The sequence below is a fragment of the Vibrio sp. ZF57 genome (genome assembly GCF_001691235.1).
GTDB lineage: Bacteria > Pseudomonadota > Gammaproteobacteria > Enterobacterales > Vibrionaceae > Vibrio > Vibrio crassostreae_C.
On the sequence record NZ_MAKD01000016.1, the window covers coordinates 1 to 25,948 of the forward strand.

General features: G+C 46.4%; 7 protein-coding genes. 2 read left to right on the forward strand and 5 right to left on the reverse strand.

Annotated elements, in window-relative coordinates:
• The coding region (locus A6D97_RS02145) for a tandem-95 repeat protein (protein WP_083190201.1) at positions 1-19,024 on the forward strand (19,024 nt) is incomplete at its 5' end.
• A gap of 206 nt (positions 19,025-19,230) precedes the next feature.
• Positions 19,231-19,584, forward strand: coding sequence for a hypothetical protein (locus A6D97_RS02150; protein WP_017060510.1), 354 nt, complete (start codon positions 19,231-19,233; stop codon positions 19,582-19,584).
• Between the two features lie 194 nt (positions 19,585-19,778).
• Here A6D97_RS02150 and A6D97_RS02155 read toward each other — a convergent pair whose 3' ends face one another.
• The 5 genes from A6D97_RS02155 to A6D97_RS02175 form a co-directional block, all read right to left on the reverse strand.
• Positions 19,779-20,675 (reverse strand): sigma-70 family RNA polymerase sigma factor, encoded by an 897-nt coding sequence (locus A6D97_RS02155; protein WP_017060509.1) that lies wholly within the window; start codon positions 20,673-20,675, stop codon positions 19,779-19,781.
• A gap of 414 nt (positions 20,676-21,089) precedes the next feature.
• A complete protein-coding gene (locus A6D97_RS02160) occupies positions 21,090-21,422 on the reverse strand; it encodes an Hpt domain-containing protein (protein ID WP_017060508.1) in 333 nt (110 codons plus the stop codon).
• Positions 21,416-23,005, reverse strand: coding sequence for a response regulator (locus A6D97_RS02165; protein ID WP_017064673.1), 1,590 nt, complete (start codon positions 23,003-23,005; stop codon positions 21,416-21,418). The genes A6D97_RS02160 and A6D97_RS02165 overlap by 7 nt, the downstream gene beginning before the upstream one ends.
• 289 nt (positions 23,006-23,294) lie before the next feature.
• Positions 23,295-24,845: a DHA2 family efflux MFS transporter permease subunit gene (locus A6D97_RS02170; protein WP_017060506.1), complete on the reverse strand. Its 1,551-nt coding sequence runs from the start codon at positions 24,843-24,845 to the stop codon at positions 23,295-23,297.
• A gap of 3 nt (positions 24,846-24,848) precedes the next feature.
• Positions 24,849-25,913 carry an HlyD family secretion protein gene (locus A6D97_RS02175; RefSeq protein ID WP_065583736.1) on the reverse strand — a complete coding sequence of 355 codons (1,065 nt, stop codon included), beginning with the start codon at positions 25,911-25,913 and terminating at the stop codon, positions 24,849-24,851.
• Between the last annotated feature and the right edge of the window lie 35 nt (positions 25,914-25,948).

Genomic DNA, 25,948 nt, shown 5'->3' on the forward strand with positions numbered 1-25,948 from the left:
TAGCAGCCTAACGGTTGACGGTGATGCAACAGTCGTTGCTAATGATGACGGCAGTTTCACGATTACGCCAGATGAGAACTTCAACGGTGACATCGATATCAGTTTCGATATCTCTGATGGCACCAATACCGTTCAAGCATCGGCTGACCTAACGGTTAACCCAGTAAACGACCTACCAGTACCTCAAGATCAACAGTTCAGTATTGCAGAAGACGGTACTTTACAGTTCACAGACGCGGATCTGCTTACAGGCGCGACAGACGTTGAAGGTGATAACCTGACGGTTGAGGGCATCACTTATGAAGGCACTGATGGCGTACTGACTGACAATGGCAACGGTACGTACACCTTTGCGCCAAACGAAAACTTCAATGGTGATGTGAGCTTTAGCTTCGATGTGTCAGACGGTACCGATACCGTGTCTGCAAACATTGATGTTAGCGTGACTCCTGAGAACGATCCGCCTGTTGCGGGCTCAACGTCCTACACGGTGAATGAAGATAATTCGATTACCATTTCTGATGCACAACTATTGGCAACATCTTCAGATATTGAAGGTGATGTATCGATAGACAGCGTGACTTACTCTGGTAGCGACGGTGTCCTCGAAATCAATGGTAACGGCACTTACACCTTCTCGCCAAATGAGAACTTCAGCGGTGAAATTGCACTGGATGTGGTTGTTGCTGATGAAGATGGTGCGACCGACTCAACGACCGCGGGCATCAATGTTCTTGAAGTGAACGATCCGCCGGTTGCAGGCCCTACGTCTTACACCATTGATGAAGACTCAGTACTTACCTTCAGTGAGTCTCAAGTGTTGCTTAACGCCTCAGATGTAGAAGGGGATGTTGATCTTGTTGGTATTAGCTACGATGGCCCTGAGGGCATCTTCTCAGTAAATGGTGACGGCACTTGCAGCTTCGCTCCAAATGAGAACTTTAATGGCCAAGTTCAGCTTGATGTCACCATTCGTGATGAAGATGGTGCAGAAGTGGAAACCGTCATCAATGTTGACGTATTACCAATCAATGATGCGCCAGTGTCTGGTGATTTGGCTTACAACGTTAACGAAGATGGTTCAATCACACTGAGCCAAGATCAGCTGTTGTCTCAAGCGTCCGATGTAGAAGGCGAAGATCTAACCGCAAGTGACTTAACAGTTGGTGGTGATGCGACGGTTGTAGCTAACGATGACGGCAGTTTCACGATTACGCCAGATGAAAACTTCAACGGTGACATTGATATTCAATTCAACATCACTGACGGTACTGACACGGTTCAAGCAACCGCCGATCTTACTGTTAACCCAGTTAATGACTTGCCGGTTCCTCAAGACCAACAATTCAGTATCGCAGAAGACGGTACGCTTCAATTTACAGACGCCGACTTACTTACCGGTGCCACCGATATTGATGGCGACGACTTAACCGTTGAAGGTATTAGCTATACAGGTGGTGATGGCGTACTGACCGACCACGGTGATGGTACTTATACCTTTGCGCCAAATGAAAACTTCAATGGCGATGTGAACTTCAGTTTCGATGTGTCTGATGGCACAGAAACCGTTAGCGCTAACATTGATGTGAGTGTGACTCCTGAGAACGATCCGCCAGTTGCGGGTTCAACCTCATACATGGTCAATGAAGACAATGCCATCACAATTTCTGATGAACAGTTGCTAGCTAACTCTTCGGATATTGAAGGTGCGGTGTCGGTTGATACTGTGACTTACAGTGGCACTGATGGTGTGTTCCAAGATAACGGCGATGGCAGCTATACCTTCCTTCCTAATGAAAACTTCAGCGGTGATATCAGCCTTGATGTGATTGTTGCAGATGAAGAAGGTGCAATTGATGAAACCACAGCAGGTATTACCGTTCTTGAAGTGAACGATCCACCAGTTGCGGGTCCAACGTCATACACCATTGACGAAGATTCGGTTCTGACGTTCAGTGAATCTCAGATTCTTGTGAATGCTTCGGATGTCGAAGGAGATGTAGAACTTGTTGGCATTAACTACGATGGCTCTGACGGTATCTTCACTGTAAATGGTGATGGTACATGCAGCTTTGCACCCAACGAAAACTTCAATGGTCAGGTTCAACTGGGTGTGACCATTCAAGATGAAGATGGCGCAACGGTTGAAACACACATTAACGTTGATGTATTGCCAATCAATGATGCGCCAGTATCGGGCGATTTGGCTTACACCATCAATGAAGATAGCTCCATCACGCTAAGCCAAGAGCAATTGCTAGCAAGAGCAGGTGATATCGATAGCGACAACTTAGAAGCTATCAACCTATCCACTGATGAAAATGCGACCATCCAACACAATGATGATGGCAGCTACACCATCACACCGAACGCAGATTACAACGGTGACCTAGATCTGAACTTCGATATCATCGATAACGATGGTGGTTCAGTTCAAGTTGGCCTAGACATTACCGTGAATCCGGTTAATGACTTGCCACAAGCGCAAGATCAACAGTTCACGATTGAAGAAGACGGTACGTTACTCTTCACCGATGCTGACCTGCTTGTAGGCGCGTCGGATGTTGATGGTGACGAGCTGTCGATTGAAAACGTGCTCTACACTGGTGCAGATGGTGTTCTTAGCGATAATGGCGACGGCACATATAGCTTTGCTCCAAACGAGAACTTCAATGGTGATGTTCAATTCTCATTCGATGTCTCTGACGGTACTGATTCAACATCAGCTGTTATTGATGTCAGCGTAACGCCTGAGAATGACCCACCAGTAGCGGGCTCAACATCGTACACAGTTCAAGAAGATGGCCAAATCACGATCAGTGATGAGCAATTATTGGCAAACTCTTCCGATGTAGAAGGTGATGTTTCACTGTCTGGAGTATCGTACTCCGGTGATGACGGCTCTTTTGTTGATAATGGCAATGGTACTTACACCTTTACGCCAAATGAAAACTTCGATGGTGATATTTCACTAGACGTTGTTGTCGTTGACGAAGACGGTGCAACCGCAACCACAACCGCTGGCATCGATGTTATCGCTGTGAATGACGGACCTGAAACTTCGGGCATTCAGGCTGAAGTCGATGAAGATAATTCAATCACCATTACTCAAGAGCAGTTACTCGCTAATGCGACCGATGTTGAAGGTGATGAGTTAACGGCATCTAACCTACAAACCAACGATCCAGATGCGACAATTGTTACTAATGACGATGGTTCATTCACTATTACGCACACAGAAAACTTCAATGGCGAGTTGGACTTCACATACAGCATCAGTGATGGTGAGAATGAAGTTCTGACGACACTCGACTTGACGGTTAACCCTGTCAACGATGCGCCAGAAGCGGGCGATGAAATCTTCATCCAAGCGCAAGAAGACCAAACAGTTGGTGTGACACTTCGTGAAGAACCAGCACTACGTTTAGACCAAGCGCCAGAAAACGGCATCATTGAAGCAAATGTGAATGACGAATGGGTGGTACTGGAAGTAGGACAAGAAGTTCCTGCAGATACCGAAGTGCGCTTTGTTCCAAGTGAAGATGCTCTTGCTGAAGGTACACACACCACACAAATCGGTACGTTTGACGATAACGCGAGTGTGGATGATTGGGGTACAGAAGTTGACCCTTATACGCGTGAGTTCTCAGATGGTGACTTAACGGTAACTGTTCAAAGTAACGATGACCCTCTTGGTGCCTGGAATGGCAACACCCACATTGGTCATGGTATCGGTGATACTGACCGCCAAGGCTTAAGTGGTGATGAGAAACTGACGGTTTCAGTTGAAGGTCAAGACATCAATGAAATCAGTTTCCACCTAGATGGTTTGGGTGGCTGGTTCATGGAAGAGTCTCGTCACTTTACAGAAGTAGAAATCAAAGCGTTCAATGAGGATGGCGACCTAATTGACTCGATGACTTACCACAAAGAAGACCGTGGTACTTTCGAGACAGATTACACGCTAACGGTTGATCAACCAGTGTCCTACTTTGAGCTTGGTACCGTGCAAGGTAATGGTACTTACGTCGTTCAAAACATGACAGTGTCACAAACTTGTCATGATGAAGCGGTGTTTACATCGATTGGTGTAGATGGTTCAGAGATTACTGAAACGGTTGAGTTGAATATCCATGCGGGTGACAACGAAATCGAGTTAACGGCTGATCTTCCGAATATTACTGTCGATACCGATGGTTCTGCCCAGTTTGCTTCGGTTGTGATTACCGAAGAGCAACTACTGGCGCAAGCATCTGATATTGATGGCGACGACCTTGATATTGAAAATCTAGAGCTAGTGGGTGAAAACTCAGAGCATGCAACACTCACCGATAATGGTGATGGCACTTGGACGGTAACACCGGATGAAAACTTCCATGGTGAAATCGAACTTGGTTACCAAGTTACCGATGGTGAGCTGACAGACAGCAATATCATCAATATCAATTTCGAATCAGTAAATGATGCGCCAATCGTTTCTGGCCCGATTGTTCTATCGACAGATGAAGATGAAGGTATCACGTTCAGTGCAGATGACTTGCTAGCGAACACCACAGATGTGGAAGGCGATACGCTGTCTATTTCTGACATCACTTACGGTGGTGATAACGGTGAGCTAGTTGATAACGGCGATGGTACGTTTACCTTCATGCCGAATGAAAACTTCAATGGTGAAATCGACATCGACTACAAGGTGTTTGATGGAACTGATGAAGTTGCAACGCATCTAGACCTAACGGTCGTACCAGTCAATGATGTGCCGGTTCCGGGTGAACCATTGCACACCCAAATGCTTGAAAACGGCTCCATGATCATCGAAGCGAAAGACCTATTGTCTGGTGCTACCGATGTTGATGGCGACATTCTTCATGTCGAAAACCTATTACTTGCAGACCAAACGCAAGGTACGTTAACGGATAACGGGGATAATACCTTTACCTTCGAACCTGCAGAAGACTTCTCTGGTGAAGTGAATCTGACTTTCGACATAAGTGATGGCCAAGCAAGCGCACCAAGCACAGCAAGAGTTGACGTTGAAATTGTCAATGAAGGCCCTGAGGTGAGTGGTCCAATTGAAGCCACTGTTGATGAAGATGGTTCAATCACTATTACTCAAGAGGATCTGTTAGCGAATGCAACCGATGTAGATGGCGATAACCTTGAAGCGGTTAACTTTGCGACCAACGATCCAAATGCTGTTGTTGTAGAAAACCCAGACGGTAGCTTCACGATTACACCAAGTGCAGATTTCTTTGGTGAGATTGAATTTACTTACGATGTCACTGACGCAATCGAAACTGTTGCCGCTGACCTCAACCTAACCGTAAATCCAATCAATGATGCCCCAGACGTGCCTGACATGTCTTTCGCTACGGAAGATGGTCAAGCGATTACTATTACCGAAGCTGAATTACTGGCACAAGCGACAGACGTTGAAGGTGATGAACTGTCAGTTGTGAATGTAACGAGCGCAAGCGACACGGTAGAAGTCACAGACAATGGTGACGGAACATACACATTAACACCAGAGCAAGGCTTCTTCGGTAATGTTGACTTAGCGTTTGATGTGAGCGATGGCACTGATGTGGTTGCCGCAAACATCGACCTAAAAGTTGAGTTCGTCAACGATGCGCCAGAAGCGACACCGATGGTGGCAGATGTCGACGAAGATGGTTCAATCCTCGTTACACAAGAAATGCTGTTGGAGAACGCGAGCGACCAAGATGGCGATGAGCTATTTGCTTCTTCGCTTGAAACCAATGATCCGAACGCCAGCATTGTAGACAATGGTGATGGCACGTACACAGTGACACCTTCTGAAAACTTCAACGGTGATATTGCATTCACTTATGAGGTGAGCGATGGTGAGCTGAGCACGTCTAATGATATGACATTAACCGTGAATCCGGTGAATGACATTCCAATTGTTGCCCCAGGCATGTACCACATCGAAGAGGATGGCAGCATCCTGTTCACTCAAGAAGATCTGTTGAGTGGTGCGATTGATATTGATGGCGACGACCTAAGCGTTACTAGCATCAATTACTCTGGCGATGAAGGCACAGTCACCGACAATGGTGACGGCACGTTCAGCTTCGTTCCTGAAGAGCACTTCAGTGGTGATCTGCAGTTCAGCTTTACGGTAACAGACGGTACGGATGAAGTTGAACAAGACATTAATGTTCACATTGAAGCAGTTGCTGATGCGCCTGACTTAGTTATCACGGATGGTGATGGTGTTAACGTCGACGACCAGGCGATTTTGGTTGAGCCAGGCGGTATTGTTGAACTGAACATTGCTGCGGCACTTGTCGACCAAGACTTGTCTGAAACACTCACTGTTACAGTAGATGGTGTGCCAGAAGGTTCGGTTATTCAATACGATAACGAAGGCGTTCTGAATGACCAAGAGAACGGTATCACCAGTTACAACGACACTGAAATCACAGTAACGTTTGAAGGTGAGACGGCTGGCTACCAAAACGCTGCGGGTTACTACAAAGTAGACGAAGACGGCAACATCACAGGTGTTGAAGTTGTTTACGAAAACGCATCACAAGTTGGTGGTGGCGGCGACCTTGTTCCAGGGCAAGATCAATTCAGCTTCCAAGTCGAGGAAGGTGAGAGCTTTAACCTGTTCTTAATTCCAAACGGACATCAGCACAACGACTTTGATGCGATGCAAGACGGTCAGTACGAGTTCCGTGCTGAGGATGGTTCGCCTGCGAACATGGATACGGTTGATCCTCAACTTGTCTTTGTGGCTGCTGATGGAACCGAGACAGTGATTCAAGGCCAGAATGGTGACGCGATCTTCCATGGTGGTTCAAGCTCTCAGCTAAACCAAGATGGTATCGAACATACTCGTACTACGGTTAATGAAGACGGCGAGCTGGTTTACGGATTTGAAGATTTGTATGGCGGCGGAGATGCTGACTATTCTGACTTCAACTTCACAATCGATGTCGGTGAAGTGAACAGCCAAATCTACAGCGGTGAAGTAACGGTTGGCCCTGATGGTACGGTGAACTTACCAACAACGGCTATCGAAAATGCGTTACAAATCCAGTTACCAGAAGACTTCAATGAGCAGCTTGAAGTTCATGTAACCGCAACTGCGACAGAGTTATCGAATGATGATTCTGAAACGGTATCTCAAACCATCTACATTAACGCGACAGGCGCGCACATTGAGCACGCACCTGAAGCACTTCCGGTTTCTGCAACGGTTGAAGAAGATGGTTCAATCATCATTACGCAAGAAGACTTATTGGCTAATGCGCGTGATTTAGATGGCGATCAGTTGACGGCTCTGAATTTAGCAACCGATGATGAGAGCGTTACGATTACCGATAACGGTGATGGTACGTACACATTAACGCCAGATGCTGATTTCAATGGCGATGTGAGCTTTACGTTTGATGTGTCTGATGGTGATGATGTTGTCTCTACCAACCTTGAGTTAACAGTTTCACCAGTAAATGACGGTCCAGAAGCACAAGACCACGCATTCACAGTCGGCGAAGATGGCGTGTTAACGTTCAATGACCAAGACCTATTAACAGGTGCAACGGACATTGAAGGGGACGACCTAAGTGTTGAAGGTGTAACTTACACTGGCGCAGATGGTGTCCTAACCGATAATGGCGATGGCACCTACAGTTTCGCGCCGAATGAAAACTTCAATGGCGATGTGAACTTCTCGTTCAATGTATCAGATGGAACCGATACGGTAACCGCTAACATTGATGTGAGCGTGACGCCAGAGAATGATCCTCCGGTTGCGGGTAGTACGTCTTACACGGTTCATGAAGACAACTCTATTACAATCAGCAACGAACAACTGCTAGCGAACTCTTCGGATATCGAAGGCGAAGTCGCAATTGATAACGTGACTTACAGTGGTAGCGACGGTGTTCTGGAAATCAACGGTGACGGCACATATACCTTCTCTCCAAACGAGAACTTCAATGGCGAAGTTAGCCTAGATGTTGTCGTGACGGATGAAGATGGCGCGACTGAAGCAACAACGGCGGGTATTACAGTCCTTGAGGTGAACGATCCGCCAGTTGCTGGCCCAACGTCATACACCATCGATGAAGATTCAGTACTGACTTTCAATGAGTCTCAAGTTCTGTTGAACGCTTCTGATATTGAAGGTGATGTTGAGCTTGTTGAGATCAACTACGACGGTCCAGACGGTATCTTCTCTATCAATGGTGACGGTACATGTAGCTTCGCTCCGAATGAAAACTTCAACGGCCAAGTGCAGTTGGATGTGACCATTCAAGATGAAGACGGCGCTCAAGTTGATACGTTTATTACGGTTGATGTATTACCAATCAACGACGTACCAGTATCAGGCGACCTTGCATACAGTGTTGAGGAAGACGGTTCGATTACCTTGAGCCAAGAGCAACTTCTTTCGCAAGCGAGTGATGTAGATGGCGACGACCTTACTGCTTCTAACTTGATTGTTGATGGAGACGCGACGGTTGTTGCTAACGATGACGGCAGCTTTACCGTTACGCCAGATGCGAACTTCAATGGTGACATTGACCTAACGTTCGACATTAGCGATGGTACAGATACGCTGGTTGCGACGGCTGACCTAACCGTTAACCCAGTCAATGACCTTCCACAACCACAAGATCAAACGTTCAGCATCGGCGAAGACGGCATCTTGAACTTCACTGATGAAGACTTGCTGACAGGTGCGACTGACATTGATGGGGATGACCTGTCGGTTGAAGGCGTTACTTACACAGGTGCGGATGGTGTTCTTACTGATAATGGCGATGGAAGCTACAGCTTTGCGCCAAACGAGAACTTCAATGGTGATGTGAACTTCAGTTTTGATGTGTCAGATGGCACGGATACAGTTCAAGCCAACATTGATGTCAGCGTGACACCAGAGAACGATCCACCGGTTGCAGGTAGCACGTCTTACACCGTTCATGAAGACAACTCAATTACCATCAGTGACGAACAGTTACTTGCTAACTCTTCTGACATTGAAGGTGATGTGGCAGTCGATAGCGTGACTTACACTGGCGCTGACGGTGTCTTTGAAGACAACGGTGACGGTACTTACACCTTCTCACCAAACGAAAACTTCAACGGCGAAGTTAGCCTTGATGTTGTCGTAACTGATGAAGAGGGCGCAACTGAAGCGACCACCGCGGGTATTACTGTACTTGAGGTGAACGATCCACCAATCGCAGGCTCAACCAGCTACTCAGTCAACGAGGACGAAGTTATCACCATCAGTTCAGAGCAACTGTTGGCAAACGCTTCTGATATCGAAGGTGAAGTGGCGATTGATAGCGTTAACTACACAGGTTCAGACGGTATCTTTACCGACAATGGTGACGGAACATTCAGCTTCGCACCTAACGCTAACTTCGATGGCGACGTAAGCCTTGATGTTGTCGTTACTGATGAAGAAGGCGCAACCGTAGCGACCAACGCAAACATTGATGTTCTGCCTGTTAACGATGCTCCGGTATCGGGCGACTTGGCGTACAGCGTGGACGAAGATGGCTCAATTACCTTGAGCCAAGAGCAATTACTTGCTCAAGCGAGTGATGTTGATGGCGATGACTTAACAGCGGCTAACCTAACCGTTGGTGGTGATGCGACAGTTACAGCAAACGATGATGGTAGTTTCACTATCACGCCAGATGCTAACTTCAATGGCGACATTGATTTGAACTTCGACATTACCGATGGCGATGCGACGCTTCAAGCAACGGCTGACCTAACGGTTAACCCAGTTAATGACCTGCCAACAGTCGGTGAGCCACAATTTGTGACTCAAGAAGACACCAGCTTTACCTTCACAGAAGAACAACTGCTGCAAAATGCGGGCGACATTGATGGTGATAACCTATCGGTTGAAAATGTGGCTTCAGATAGCGGTACTTTGGTTGATAACGGCGACGGCACTTACACATTCGCACCGAATGAAAACTTCGACGGCAATGTGAATGTGACGTTCGACGTGAATGACGGTACCGCGACAGTACCAGCAGAAGCGACGATTGATGTTCAATCTGTGGTTGATATGCCAGAGCTGTCGATTGCTTCTGACCTAGTGATTGCTTCAGACAACTTCGAGTCTGGCTCAAACGGTTGGAATACAGGCACAGAAAGCTCTCAAGGCTTCGAGTCGGGTGACATGCTAGGTCGTATTGGTGGAACGGGCGGTGATGAAGCCGTCAGCAAAACTTACGACATTCCAAGTGATGTGAGCGAAGTTAATATCTCGTTCAACTTCTACGAAATTGATTCTTGGGATGGTGAGTCGTTCCAAATCTTTGTCGGCGGCGAAGAGCTAACGACATTAGATAATTCTGCGTTCCGTACTCAAGATGGCACAACAACGCTTTACGATTCAGAAGGAAATGAAGTCGGCGAAGTGGTTCACGGCGTATCGCAAGGTGAGGGCTTCAGTGGTTGGAATGACCAAGCACATCAAATCAACCTAACGGTGCCAGTAGAAGACGGCCAACTTGAACTTGGCTTCGGTTCAACCCTGAATCAAAGCGTCGATGACGAGGCGTTTGGTATCGACAACATCGAAATCACAGTGTCTGACGCGGATTACCAAATCATTGGTACTGAAGATACACCTGTACCACTTGATATTGATGCGGCGCTTACTGATACCGATGGTTCAGAAAACCTTGCTATTTTGATTGAAGATGTGCCGGAAGGCAGCTCGCTTTCTGCAGGTACCGATAACGGTGATGGCACATGGTCATTGCAACCAGGCGAGCTAGAAGGGCTAGAGTTTATCCCTTCAGGTGACTTCAATGGTGATGTGGTTCTAACTGTAAATGCGACATCGACTGATGTTGATACGGGCACCACCGCGACGGCAACCCAAGATGTGACGATTCATATCTCGCCAGCGAATGATGCTCCAGAAGTTGATGGTGACATCAGTGCTGTGACAGCCGAAGACAACAGCATCACGCTAACTCAAGAGCAGTTGCTAGAGCACGCTGTTGACATTGATGGTGATGACCTATCAGCAATCAACCTAACTACCAATGATGAAAATGCGACCGTTCAAATGAACGACGATGGCAGCTTCACCATTACACCGAGTGAAAACTTCAACGGTAATATCGAATTTAGTTACGATGTAACCGATGGGGAAGACATGGTCGCGGCTGGCCTAGACTTGACGGTAACACCTGTCAATGATGCGCCAGAGCCACAAGACCAAGCATTCACTATTGGTGAAGATGGGGTTCTTAACTTCACTGACGCAGACCTGTTAACGGGTGCAACGGATGTTGAAGGTGACGACCTAACAGTCGAAGGTGTGACATACACTGGTGCTGATGGTGTGCTTACTGACAATGGTGACGGAAGCTACAGCTTTGCGCCAAACGAGAACTTCAATGGTGATGTGAACTTCAGCTTTGATGTGTCAGATGGCACGGATACGGTTCAAGCCAACATTGATGTGAGCGTGACGCCTGAGAACGATCCACCAGTGGCGGGTAGCACGTCTTACACTGTGCATGAAGACAACTCAATCACGATCAGTAACGAACAGCTATTAGCCAACTCTTCAGATATTGAAGGTGAGGTTGCGATTGATAGCGTGACTTACACTGGCAGTGATGGTGTGTTCGAAGACAACGGTGACGGCACTTACACCTTCTCTCCAAACGAGAACTTCAATGGAGATGTGAGTTTAGCGGTTGTTGTTACCGATGAAGAAGGGGCAACAGAAGCGACTACCGCGGGAATCACTGTACTTGAGGTGAACGATCCGCCAATCGCAGGCTCAACCAGTTACTCAGTCAACGAAGATGAAGTTATCACCATCAGTGCAGAGCAACTGTTGGCGAACTCTTCTGATATTGAAGGTGAAGTGGCGATTGATAGTGTTACTTACACAGGCGCTGACGGTATCTTTACTGACAACGGCAACGGCACATTCAGCTTTGCACCGAACGCAAACTTCGATGGCGATGTTAGCCTCGATGTAGTGGTGACAGATGAAGACGGTGCGACAGTAGCCACCAGCGCAAGTATTGATGTTCTTCCAATTAATGATCCACCAGTATCGGGTGACTTGGCATACAGCATTGATGAAGATGGTTCGATTACTCTGACTCAAGAGCAGTTGCTATCTCAAGCATCTGATGTGGATGGCGATGACCTGACCGCAAGCAACCTAAGCGCAGGCGATAATGCAACTGTTGTTGATAATGGCGATGGCACCTTTACGGTAACGCCAGATGCTAACTTCAATGGCGATATCGACCTAAGCTTTGATATTTCAGACGGCACTGAGTCAATTGTGGCGAACGCCGATCTGACGGTAAACCCAGTCAATGACTTGCCAACGACATCTGATGTTTACGCGAACGTTGATGAAGATCATGTCATCACTATCACGCAGGAGCAGCTACTTGCGAATGCCGCTGATATTGAGGGCGACGACCTTGTCGCTTCCGACTTAACCTTAGTGGGTGACGATGCAACGATTGTCGACAATGGCGATGGCACGTTCTCAATCACTCCAAGCGAAAACTTCAATGGCTACATCGATGTTGCCTACAGCATCAGCGATGGCGACACACCAATTGCCGCTAACTTAGGCTTAACCGTTGACCCAGTTAACGACGCGCCAATTGTTTCTGCTGATGTGGCGATAACCATTGAAGAAGACGGTTCATACACCATTACTCAAGAAGAGCTCCTACAATTCGCGACTGACATCGAAGACGATGACATGACCGCAATTATCGGAGAGCAGGGCGATGAAACAACCGTAACCGGTACAGTGTTGGATGCTGAAACTGGAAATCCAATCGCAGGTGCGGATGTTACGCTAACCGACAACGCAGGTCATTCTTACACAGCGGTGACCGATCAATCTGGTAACTACTCTGTGAGCGGTCCAGTTGTTGACCAAGGTACCGTTACGATTGAACAAGAAGGCTCAATTACTAGCAGCTTCCTAGTTCCAGCAGGCGAAGATACCAATGGTGGCGTGACTGCAATATCTGAAGTCCTTGAAGAAACAGATATGCGTATCGTGGTCACATGGGGTGACAGTCCACGTGATATGGACAACCACCTATGGCTCTACGATACAGAGAATGGCAGTGAGCTAGACCATATTTACTATCGCGACATGAGCCATGATTTGGGTGAAGGTAATGTCGTTCAGCAAGATGTAGATGACACGAATGGCGGTGGTCCTGAAACCATCACTATTCCAAATTATCAAGATGCTGACATGCACTATTCAGTACACAACTACACCAGCAGAAGTTGGGATGTAGATGGTGTTGAAGATGTACAGGTTCAGGTATTTGTTGGCGATACATTGGTTGAAACCTTTAGCCCTGATTTATCTGAAAGCCCATCGGGTGACCACTGGCATGTATTTGATATCGTGAACGGCGTTATTGTTCCAAGCCAAGATGTAGGCAGCGAGAATGCGTTTGATTTACCAACGGCAGAAGAGGCGCTCGCGAATGAAAACGGCATTGATATCTCTGAATTGCTAACCGGCGAGGAAGGTGATGATTCTGGTGAAACGGGTGGTAACGAACCAAGTGTTGGAGATGTTTCCATTGAGAACGCTCTTATCACTGACAATGGTGATGGTACTTACACCATTACACCGGAAGAGAACTTCAATGGTGAATTCTCGATTAGCTACAACGTAGACGATGGCAACGGTGGGGTTACTCCAGCGGAACTAGACGTGACCGTAACAGCAGTTAACGACCTTTCTGTAATTTACGACCACGACTACACCATTAATGAAGATGGTTCGCTGACCTTTACCGATGAACAGCTATTGGCTGGTGCAACGGATATTGATGGCGATGACCTTTCTGTCGAGTCGGTTAACTACGAAGGTACAGACGGTGTGTTCACGGATAACGGCGACGGTACTTATACCTTTGCTCCAAACGAGAACTTCAATGGTAATGTCGACCTAACTTACGATGTGAGTGATGGTACAGATGTTGTATCGGCGAATATTGATGTTCAAGTGGTTCCAATCAACGACGTACCGGTAGCGGGTTCTACGACTTACAGTGTTGAAGAAGACGGCAGTATCACCCTAAGCGATGCACAACTTCTAGCGAATAGCTCGGATGTTGAAGGGGAAGTGTTTGTCAGCGATGTAAGCTACAGCGGCACTGATGGTGTATTCACTGATAATGGTGATGGTACTTACACCTTTGCTCCAAACGAAAACTTTAACGGTGACATCAGTCTTGATGTCTCTGTTATGGATGAAGATGGCGCAACCGCTGAAACAACCGCAGGTATCGACGTCATTGCCGTTAATGACTTGCCAGTTGCAGGTTCAACGACCTACAGCGTTGACGAAGATAACGTGATTACCATCTCTGAAGCACAGCTTCTTGCGAACAGCTCAGACATTGAAGGTGATGTATCCGTTAGCGACGTTTCCTACTCAGGCGCAGACGGTATCTTTACTGACAATGGTGATGGTACTTACAGCTTCGCACCAAATGAAAACTTCAACGGCAATGTCAGCCTAGATGTCACCGTTGCTGATGAAGAGGGTGCAACGGCTGAAACCACTGCGGGTATTGAAGTTATCGCGGTTAACGACGCGCCAGTGTCAGGTGACTTGGCTTACTCAGTGGATGAAGATGGTTCAATCACACTAAGCCAAGAGCAGCTGCTTGCTCAAGCATCGGATGTGGACGGCGATGATCTTACCGCTGCCAACCTAACCGCCGGTGATAACGCGACCGTTACGGCAAACGATGATGGTTCATTTACCATTACCCCAGATGCTGACTTTAATGGCGATATTGACCTAAGCTTCGACCTTTCTGATGGTACTGAAACGGTTGTTGCAACGGCTGACCTTACTGTGAATCCAGTGAATGACATCGCAGTTGTAGAAGATGTCGCTTACACCATTGAAGAAGACGGTTCGCTTACCTTTACGGACGAGCAACTGCTAGCAGGTGCTTCTGATATTGATGGTGATGAGCTTTCAGTTGCCGACGTGTCTTACACCGGCGCAGAGGGTGTGTTTACCGACAATGGCGATGGAACCTACACCTTTGCACCGAACGAGAACTTCAACGGTGACGTAAGCCTAGACTTCTCAGTATCTGACGGTACAGAGACGGTCGATGCTAACATCGACGTAACGGTAACAGACGTTAACGATGCACCAGTGGCAGGCGCAACGTCTTACCAAATGAACGAAGATGGCACCATCACATTGAGCCCTGAGCAGTTGATTGCTAATAGCTCCGATGTGGACGGTGAAGTGTCGCTTGATAGCGTGAGCTACTCAGGTGCAGACGGTATCTTGGTTCAAAATGAAGATGGGTCGGTAACGTTCGCACCAAACGAAAACTTTAACGGCGACATCAACCTTGATGTGACGGTTATTGATGACGACGGTGCAACGGCTCAGACTACCGCTGGTATTGAAGTTATTGCAGTTAACGACGCACCAGTGGCCGGAAACGTGGCTTACTCGGTTGATGAAGACGGTTCAATTACGCTATCTCAAGAGCAGTTGCTGGCTAACGCATCCGATGTTGATGGTGATGCACTAACCGCAAGCAACCTATCTGCAGGTGACAATGCGACCGTAACAGCGAACGAAGATGGTTCATTTACTATCATGCCGGATGCTGATTTCAACGGTGACATTGATTTGAGCTTCGATGTGTCAGATGGCCTTGAAACTGTTCAAGCTGGCGTCGACCTAACCGTTAATCCAGTCAATGACCTACCAACAGCAGAAGACCAAAACTTTACTGTTGAGGAAGATGGAACGCTAACCTTCACTGACGCTGACCTATTAGCAGGTGCTGCGGATATTGATGGTGATGACCTTTCTATCACGGATGTGTCTTACACGGGCGCAGAGGGTGTGTTCACTGACAACGGTGACGGCACTTATAGCTTTGCTCCGAACGAGAACTTCAATGGCGATGTCAACCTTGGCTTCACAGTGACTGATGGCACTGAGACAGTCGATGCTAATATTGGTGTGACGGTAACGGATGTTAACGATGCGCCGGTAGCGGGTTCTACGTCTTACCAAATGAACGAAGATGGCACCATTACAATCAGCCCTGAGCAGTTAATTGCTAATAGCTCTGACGTTGATGGTGAAGTGTCGCTTGAAAGTGTGACTTACACAGGCTCTGACGGCACCTTGGTTCAAAACGATAACGGGTCTGTGACCTTCACGCCAAACGAGAACTTTAATGGTGATATCAGCCTAGATGTGGTCGTGACCGATGATGACGGTGCGACTGCTACAACAACGGCAGGCATCGAAGTTCTGGCCGTGAACGATGGACCTGAGTCGGAGGATGTGAAACTAACCACAGCCGAAGACAGCACCATTCTTATCACACAAGACATGTTGTTAGCTCAAGCTACCGACATCGATAACACCGCAGACGAGCTGTCGGCTTCTGGTCTACAAATCGACCCTAGCTTGGGTGAGTTGCTAGATAACGAAGATGGTACTTGGTCATTTACACCAAACGAAAACTTCAATGGCGATGTGCCAATGACGTTTAACGTTAGCGATGGCCAAGAGACAATTTCAGTCGACGGCAACATCGATGTTACGCCAGTGAATGATGCACCTGAAGCGCCAATGATTGAGATGCAAGGCGCAGAAGATGTGGTCATGGTGATTGACCCGGCTTACATCGCGGATCAAGTGACAGACCTTGATGGCGACGAGATCAGCATTGAGAGCATCACAGTTCGAGCTCCAGCGAACGCGACCTTAACTCAGCAACCAGACGGCATGTATCACTTAGTGACTACTCAAGACTTCAATGGCTTAGTAGAACTGGGTTATCAAGCGACTGACGGTGAAGAAGTGGTTGATGGCTCGCTGAATGTGGATGTCATTCCGGTTAACGACGCACCATTCAACGTCGGCAACGCAATGATGACCACCAACGAAGATGGCGCGTTCACCTTCGATGCTGGCGACTTGATGAACTTGTTCGGTGACATTGATACCGCAGACCTTGTTGTTTCTCGCATTATCACCGCAGACGGTGAAGATGGCGGAGAAGTTACAGACAACGGTGATGGTACTTGGACATTCACACCAACAGGCGACTTTGCGGGTGTGTCTGACCTACAAGTTGTCGTGAGTGACGGTGAGTTCGAAACGGTTCTCGATGTTCCTGTGTACGTACGTCCTGTCGCAGATGGCGCGGTTATTTCAACTGACCATGACGGTCCATTAGTCTTCGGCGAAGATGAAACGGGTCACTTGGGACTGAACGTTGGCCTAGTCGATGATTCAGAAACACTAAGTAACTTGGTGATGACAGGTTTCCCTGTTGGATTCGAGGTAACAGATGGTGTGAATACCGTGATGATCACCGAGCCGGGTCAATACATCGACCTGTTCGACTGGGATATCTCAAACATTCAAATGACGCCGCCTGAAGACTTCCATGGTGAGTTCTTCGTAACCGTAAGCGCAACAACGGTTGATTACGGAGATGAGCCGGAAGCGTTTGAAGATGGCATCGATTCTGGTGATTTCGAAACCGTAGCGGGTGATTCCATCATCCTAACGGCGGACGACCTAATCGGTTTGGCTGAGAATGTGGATGCTGACAGTGATGATGAAGTGAAACTGGTTCATCTTGCCGACCGCAGCCAAGGTGAGATTGTCGATAATGGCGATGGCACTTGGACCTTCACACCAGCACCAGGCTTCACTGGCGAAGCAGATATAGCTTACGTGGTTGATAAAGATGGCGTGCTTCATGATGAGCAAACTGGCGTGGTCGTGAAAGAAGGCGACTCGCAAGAGAATGCAGCACCAGAAGTTAACAGCATCACAACGACGGAAATCGCAGCGGATGCAACCTTGTCGTTCACTGATGAAGACATGTTAGCGAATCTGAGCGATGCAGAAGGCGATAGCTTGAGCATTGAGTCAGTAAACTTGATGGAAGGTCAGGGCGTAATTGAGAGCGATAACCAAGGTAACTATCAATTCACTCCTGCTGAAGACTACACCGGCGATGTTCAAGTTGGGTTTATCGCGACCGATGGCGAAAATCGCATCGAAAGCTTCTTCAATGTGGATATCCAAAGTGGCGATGAAACAGCGGCGAGCGAAGGTTATACCTTAGCTGATGATGGTTCACTAACTATCACGGATGCACAGCTGGTGGATGAGTTGGGCGTGAGTGATTCTGCACAGGTTGTTGATGTTGCAGACGCGAACGATGCTGGCTTCTTTGCTCAATCTGGTGAAGGTGAGTGGACTTACTGGCCGAACGAAGACTTCGATGGCAATTTAGCGATGAATGTTGAAGTTAACGACGGCGGTGAAGTATCAAGTCACAGCTTAAGCATCCAAGTTGAAGATGATTCAGTACAAAGTGATGAACCACAAGTACAAGCTGCTCAAGCAACAGAAGAGCAACAAGTAGATGTGGCTCAACAAGCTGATGACCAAGCTCAAGATGCTGAAGCTGAAGGCAGCACAGCAGATGTAACCGCGGCACCGGGCGATACCATCTCTATCTCGATTCCAGATGAGGTGAGTGGTAACGAATCGGTTGATTACGCTGATATGTCTGGCTTACCTGAGGGCGCTACTGTGAACAACGCACTGGATAACGGTGATGGTAGCTTCACAATCAGTGGCAACCTAGAGCAGCCTGTATCCGTTGAACTTCCAGAAGGTTATGAAGGTACTAGCGAGATCCAATTCCAAGGTTACGACGAATTGGGTAGCTCAATAGACGGTGCTAGCGGTTCTGTTGAAGTTGAGGTCGATGATCAATACACCATGCAAGGCTCTACGCAAGAACAGCAACCGGACATGGCAGGTATGGAATCTGGTGGCAGCGACTGGACAAGTGCGGGAGGTCAAGACCAAGGTGTCGACTTCACGGACGACTCTGGAAGTTTCGATTCAGATTCTCAAACTGGAACCGATCAAGGCAACGACTTCGACCAAAGCTCGATTTAATCGAGAGGGCTTGGTTTTAGTCTGAACCGACATTTAGTCTAAACCAACAAGTAGATAGGGCAGCGTAAAGTTGCCCTCATTAAAGCCATGTAGAGTTATTGATACATGGCTTTTTTTTATTTATTTTTTTGTTTCGCTAAATAAACTTGAGAACAGGTAAATATGTCCTTAATTATTAGAAGGGTCCGTTAGACAGGAGGGACGACATGTATCGTTATGTCAGTTCACCGCAAGCGTCGAAGTACATAGTGCCACCGCCTCAACATCGAGAGTTGTCGAGTGTGGATGTGCCTGAGTCTGAATTAGAGATGCGAGAAATATTGAATAATTGGTTTGCTGATGGTTTAGCGCCCATTATTGAAAGTGACGATGACTACATCTCTGCGAGCGATCACGTTCGATTTGAAAAGCTTAGCCGCACCGTTGGGATGTTGTTGAGAAACAAAGATTATTATTTTGCGGCTAAACGGATTTTATCAGTGTGGGAACAAGATTGTCTTGAAACCACTTATATCAATTATCTCATTTTGCGCAGTGAGCGAGTCACTTCTTTAAGGTAAGTTAATGGTGTGGCATTTGTCATTTTTCATTAGGCATTAGGCATTAGGGATTAGCGACTTAGGGTTCGTGTGCTTACGATCTTTTTATTTTTCTAACGAATCAGCAAACAAAAAGGGCAAGCTTGGAGGCTCACCCTAAAGGTCTTTGTTTTGGCTTAACGTTATTTTCAACTAATTCTCAACTGGGTTACGACTTACACCCAACCATCAAATTTGAGTCGTTTTTGAATTCTTTCGACCGCTTCTTTCTGCATTTGTCTAACACGTTCATTAGAAACATTCACATCCAACATTTGTCCGACCTCAGACAGCGTTTTCACCTTGTTATCAAAGAAACCAAAACGGTGGATGAGCACCTTTTGTAATTTTGGAGGAAGTGTATAGATGATTTGTTCTAGAGCTTGGGTAAAGGATTGATCCTCACAATCTTGTTGAGGGTCTGGGATATATTCACTTTCGCATTGATCAAGCACCATAGGCGCATGGCTAGTTCCAACCGTTGTCGTCACGTCAATAAACCCGCTTAACGCCACCAGTTGATCGACGCGTTCGGCCTTTACACCTGAACTGTCTGATAGCTCAGAAATTGAAACCTCTTTACTCATTTTTTTGCTTGCATCGAGCTTTTTTGAGGCGAGGCTGTTTATTTCTTTACACACGTGGGCTGGCAATCGAACGGTTCGACCCGTGTTCATGAGTGCGGCTTCAATGTTTTCGCGGATCCACCAAACAGCATAGGTTGAAAAACGATAGCCTGGTTCTGGATCGTATTTGTCGATGGCCTTAATCAAGCCAATGTTGCCTTCCTCGATCAGGTCGAGCAGGGTGAAATTATTGCCTTTACGTTTTAGGTAACTCTTTGCGATTTTCACAACAAGGCGCAGGTTTGATTCGATCATGACATCACGCGCTTTTTTATCACCCGCGCGATTCAATTTTGCGTAATACACCTCATCTTCACGCGACAGCAGATCAATGCCAACAATATCTTTCAGATAATGAGCATAAGGGTCTGCACTGGTAGAAAATGATTCGGTAATGGGTGTTTCATCCGTGAGCCCCTGAAACGCAGCAAAACTATCGTTGTTCATTTCCTTGTCCTTATCTAGCCGACTGAACGTTTTAGTTTTTTTTATTATGCCACCAAGTGATTAACGCTTGGTTTCATTAGAGTGTAGATAACAATTTCTTCTTTACCAATAAATAAAATGCAATTTCGTATGTTTATGTCACAAAAAGATCTACAAATATTTAACTATTTTGCATCTCATCAAGTGTGTTGGTTTTTCGTTTAAAACATTAAGACGGATAGTTTATAAAGCATGTGTTATACATCGGTTTGTCTAGATAAATGACGTGAATTTATAGGTGTGGGTTAGAACTATAATTGAGAGGAGAAATGATGAGAAAAATGTTAAGAGTCGAGGTTCAATGTTTCCAAGCACCTCAACTCTTTTAGCTGTGTCGGCTGTTAAGTATCGCCATGCACGTTTTAATTCTATCGACTAATAAGTGCTAAGAACCTCATCGATTTGCTGATTAATGATCTTCATTTCGCTGTAGATAACCGAAAGATCATCATCTTGCGGCGCAAGCTTATTGAGTGTGTTTTGTTCTACTCTTTCCAATGCAACTGTGGCCGTTTCTTCACCAAAGCTGGCTAAAATGCCTTTTAAGGTGTGCACGGTAAAATGAAGCTTGCCCCAATCTTGTTGTTGAACCAACTCTTCGATCTCTTGTAGCGAATTGCCATGGTCTTCTTGATATGTAGACAAAACGGCGTAAATGACGTCTCTGTCATTGTCTAAATAGGCGTTTAAAGCATCAAAGTCTAGCATGTGGACTCCTGTCGGCTGAATGTTGAAAATGGGCTAGGCGGCTTAGTGGAAAAACCATACCTTGATGAATCACTAATCCATTGATTCCATTTTGGAGGAAGTTCTAACTGTAAGATTTCTTCTAGATAGTCGTCGCTAAGTTTCTCATCTATATGAGCTTTATTGACGGCGTATATATAGTCAAGTTTGGCGGCAACTGAATATGGGTAACTGTGAATGTAGTCCTTTATTTCTTGGATCGAACCCAAATTTTCAATGTTTATACACGTTGAAGGGTCGACATTTTTGGACTCAAGTTGGTGATTTATGGCTTCTCCACGAGATTTGAGACATTCCACTGTTAAATGATAAAGAGAGTACTCACCAAAGTGGGCGAGCATGGGTAATAACTGAGTGAGCAAATAAGTCGGTTGGCTGTGGAAATTGTTCGCTAACAGTGTCGAAGCTCTAATCACTTTTTTGTGGGCAATCTGAGGGCTATTTTCGATGAGCAATATGCTGCTCTGAAATAGGGCAAGGCTGGCCAAAACTTGCTGCTGTTGTTTTACCGGAAGTTTCAGGTTTACCAACTCGGTGAATTGGTTGGCGTGCTCAAGCAAAATACGTTTGTACTTTAGTTGCGTCTCGCGCTGATACGTTGCTTTTAAGGAATTAAAGTGCGCACCAATGGAATGGATGACATCAATGTCAGCAGCTGAAATGTGGGTTGCATACATCTCACCTAACTTTATGATCATATGTGTGTTATCTGCGTTCTCAGCTAAGTCGATGGCCCTGATTGCACGATGGCTGATGCTGGGAGTCATCTCAAATGCACGAATCGCTAATTTAAGAGCAGGCAGCAGCATTTTATGTTTTTCATAGATACAGCTTAAGCAGTCAATCACGCTCAATGAGAGTGGCTGTGCTATTAGAAAATTGTGGAGCTTATCTATGGCTAAATTTGGCTTGCCTAAGCTGTCGAGAATCAGCGCCTCAGCCACCAATTTGGTTGGGTGCATGTTGGTTTTGGAGTTGTTAATGACGCTAGAGAGTAACTGCCATTTCTTACCTGCAATTAAATGTTCAATCAATGTCGCTTCGAACTGAACGCTAGTACCATTAGGGGAGATCGCCAAAGCTTGAGCTAATCTCTCTTGACTGGCAATGGGATACAAATCATTCAGTTGGGTGAGTTTCTTTGAAACGGACACGGCACTTTGGATCTTTTTACCCAACGTTTGAGTATTAATCGGTTTAGAAACGAAGTGGTGTGCTTCACCTGAAAGGGCGGTTAATACTGTTTCCTGACGCATATCCCCAGAGAGCAAGATTGTCGCCACCGTATGATCGATGAGGCGATTTCGATACAGAATGCCCAACAGCTCAAAGCCAGTAAAAGACTGTTCTAAGTGGTAGTCAATGAGGAGTACATGAAAAGAGTGTGTCTCGACCGCTTTAATTGCTTTTCGATAGTCGGTCGCAATAAAAATACAGTCGCGCGAAACTCCCAAACTAGCCAGTTGCTGCTTGATAAGTATTGTTGCGCTTTTAGAGTCGTCGACGATCAAAATTCGAAGGTCTGTTGGTAAGGTCAAATCCATTTTCCTTAATACCAAATGTTATTTTTTAATTTAGGTGTCAAGTTGCACATTGTCAAGGTGCCTATATCACATACAAACACTCAATAAACTATTGGTAATTAAAGAGTATTAGATAACATTTATGAAAGCCTTCAAACGCAGGTGACTTTTACCTGATTTTAGTGGGGTTATACGTGTTTTAGAAATAAAAAAGAGGCAAGCCGATAAGCTCACCTATCTGTTTTATTGTTCGAGTTTTTATTCGAAATGTTGTTCTTTGCTTGAAGTTTTATTTACCGAAACTCTAGCGTTAATCACGCATGTTTAGAATCAATACTGCCGCTAGAGCCAAGAACGCCGTCATCATTAAGAACACATCGTTGTAAGCCATGATGGCTGCGTCACGTTGCATTGTGCCGAGCAAACTTGCTTGTGCTTGTTGCATCGCAGTTGCGGCATCACTTCCTGACTGAATGAAAAACGCTTGTTGTTGCTGAAGCGTCTGCCAACCAAGTTGACTCACTGAAGGTAGCGACTCCTTGATGTGTGCTAAGTGCTCACGGGTTTTGTTATCCAATAGCGTAGCGATAATCGCGATGCTGAAAGCGCCCCCTAAGTTCCGCATTACGTTGGTTAACGTTGATGCGTCTGGCGTGTCCATTTTGCTGATGTTCTTCATGGCAACCAAAGACAGCGGAACCATGATGAACGGACTACCAATAGCACGCAGAACCATAGATAAAATCAGCTGTTGCCCGCCAAAATCGATTGTCATGTGTGTATTTACGTAACAACTAAAACCGAACATCGCGAAGCCAAAGGTAACCAAGTACTTAGGCTTAATGATCTGTGTTAGCTTTGGCACAATTGGGAATATCAGAAGCTGTGGGAAACCCATCCACATTAGCACTTCACCAATTTCCATCGCGTTATATTGCTGAATTTGAGTGAGATACATCGGTAGAACATAGATAGAGCCGAGCAATGCCATTCCTAGAATCAAATAGGCGATACAAGACATCGCAAATTGCCCATCCCGCAATAGCCGCAGGTTAACCAATGGCTTCTTGTGTTGGAGTTCGTTTATCACGAAGTAAACCAAACTCACCGCCGACACGATACTCAAGCCAATAATAAAGCTCGAACTGAACCACTCTTCACGGTTACCTTCTTCTAACACCACTTCCAAACAACCTAGCCCTAATGCCATGGTGGCGATACCAAACCAATCGGCTTTTTTCAGCGTGCCAAGGTCGAGCTTTTCATCGTCCAAGCCATATCGGATCATGGTGATCACAAGCAAAGCTGGCGGAATATTGATGTAGAAAATATAGTGCCACGAGAAGTTCTCCGTCAGCCAGCCACCAAAGGTAGGGCCAATCGATGGAGCAAAGGTCGCGGTTACACCAAACAGTGCCATACCCACAGCACGCTTGTTGACCGGCAATAACTGAATCACCAGCGAGAAAGCAAGCGGGATTAGAGCACCACCACTGAAGCCTTGCATCGCGCGGAACACGATCATCGAGGTCATGTTCCAAGAGAACGAACACAACAAAGATGAAATGGTGAAAATGGCTGTCGTCCACGTGATATAACGGCGTTTACCGAGCGCTTTAGAAAGCCAACCACTGAGTGGGATAGCGATCATCTCTGCGACTAGGTAAGACGTAGAGATCCACGAGCTTTCATCCAAGGTGGCTGATAGCGCACCTTGAATATCTTTGAGAGACGAGTTGGTGATCTGAATATCCAAGATCGCCATAAACGCGCCAATCAAGCCGCCAAATAGGGCGATCCAATGGCGTCTCGAAACCTCGTCATCATCATTTGTTTGGGTGACAACACCAGCGTTACTCATGGTCTAGCCTCGTTTATCGATGGTCGCTACCACAGACAAACCAGGAAGCAGTCGACCTTTCAACTCTTGCTGATCTGGAATAGTAATTTTAACCGGTACACGTTGAACGATTTTAGTGAAGTTACCGGTCGCGTTTTCTGGTGGTAGGAGCGCAAATTTAGCGCCAGTCGCAGGGGAGAAACTGTCTACCACACCTTCAAGAGGCTGCCCCGGGAACGCATCCAGCTCTACTTCAACCGTCTGACCTTTGTGAATACCACTTAGCTGTGTCTCTTTGAAGTTGGCTTCAATCCACACTTGGTTGTTTGGTACCAAACTCATAAGTGGCGCGCCGGCTTGAATCAACAGACCTTCTCGCACGCTGCGTTTGCCAATTACACCATCTGCTGGCGCGTAAACTTTGGTGTAATCAAGGTTAAGTTGTGCTTGATCTCTTTGTGCTTGAGCTTCAGTCACGGATGCGTTTGCTTGTTCGATTTCACTCGCAATCACGATTAGCTGATCATTACTTGCGACGAGGTTTGCTTTTGCTTCTTCAAGTTCTGCTTGGGTGACTTTTTGTTGTGCGACCATGCTGTCGACTTCATCTTGCGAAGCATAGTTACGCTTTAATAAGCTACGGGAACGCACGACTTGTTGGATTGCACGCTCGTATTCAGCTTGTGCAGAATCAACGCGGCTTTCTGCTTGATTGATCTTGCTACGTTGTAACGTTTGTTGTGCCACTAGATTTTTGACGTCTGATTGCACGACGCTTAAATGGGCGTTTGCTTGAGCGAGTGCTGACTGGTAATCACGGTCATCGATTTGAACCAGCAAATCACCTTCTTTAACCGATTGGTTATCACTCACATAAGACTTAACAATATAGCCAGAGACCTTAGGGCTAATATTCGTGATGTCGCCTTGTAGGTAGGCATTGTCGGTAGATTCAAAGTACTGGCCATAGCCGTACCAGTATCCAGCACCGGCTAAACCCAATGACAGCATGATCGCAGTAGCAATAAGCGGAGCTTTTTTACGTTTTTTTGTGCTTACTGTTTGCGAAGCGTTGTTGTTCTCTGTCATTTTTTCTTTCTCATTTTGTTTTTATTTAGATGTAA

What these genes read in the sequence shown, in the direction of transcription:
- A6D97_RS02150 (WP_017060510.1), top strand. Translation starts at nt 19,231, where the DNA reads ATGTATCGTTATGTCAGTTCACCGCAAGCGTCGAAGTACATAGTGCCA.
- A6D97_RS02155 (WP_017060509.1), bottom strand. Translation starts at nt 20,675, where the DNA reads ATGAACAACGATAGTTTTGCTGCGTTTCAGGGGCTCACGGATGAAACA.
- A6D97_RS02160 (WP_017060508.1), bottom strand. Translation starts at nt 21,422, where the DNA reads ATGCTAGACTTTGATGCTTTAAACGCCTATTTAGACAATGACAGAGAC.
- A6D97_RS02165 (WP_017064673.1), bottom strand. Translation starts at nt 23,005, where the DNA reads ATGGATTTGACCTTACCAACAGACCTTCGAATTTTGATCGTCGACGAC.
- A6D97_RS02170 (WP_017060506.1), bottom strand. Translation starts at nt 24,845, where the DNA reads ATGAGTAACGCTGGTGTTGTCACCCAAACAAATGATGATGACGAGGTT.
- A6D97_RS02175 (WP_065583736.1), bottom strand. Translation starts at nt 25,913, where the DNA reads ATGACAGAGAACAACAACGCTTCGCAAACAGTAAGCACAAAAAAACGT.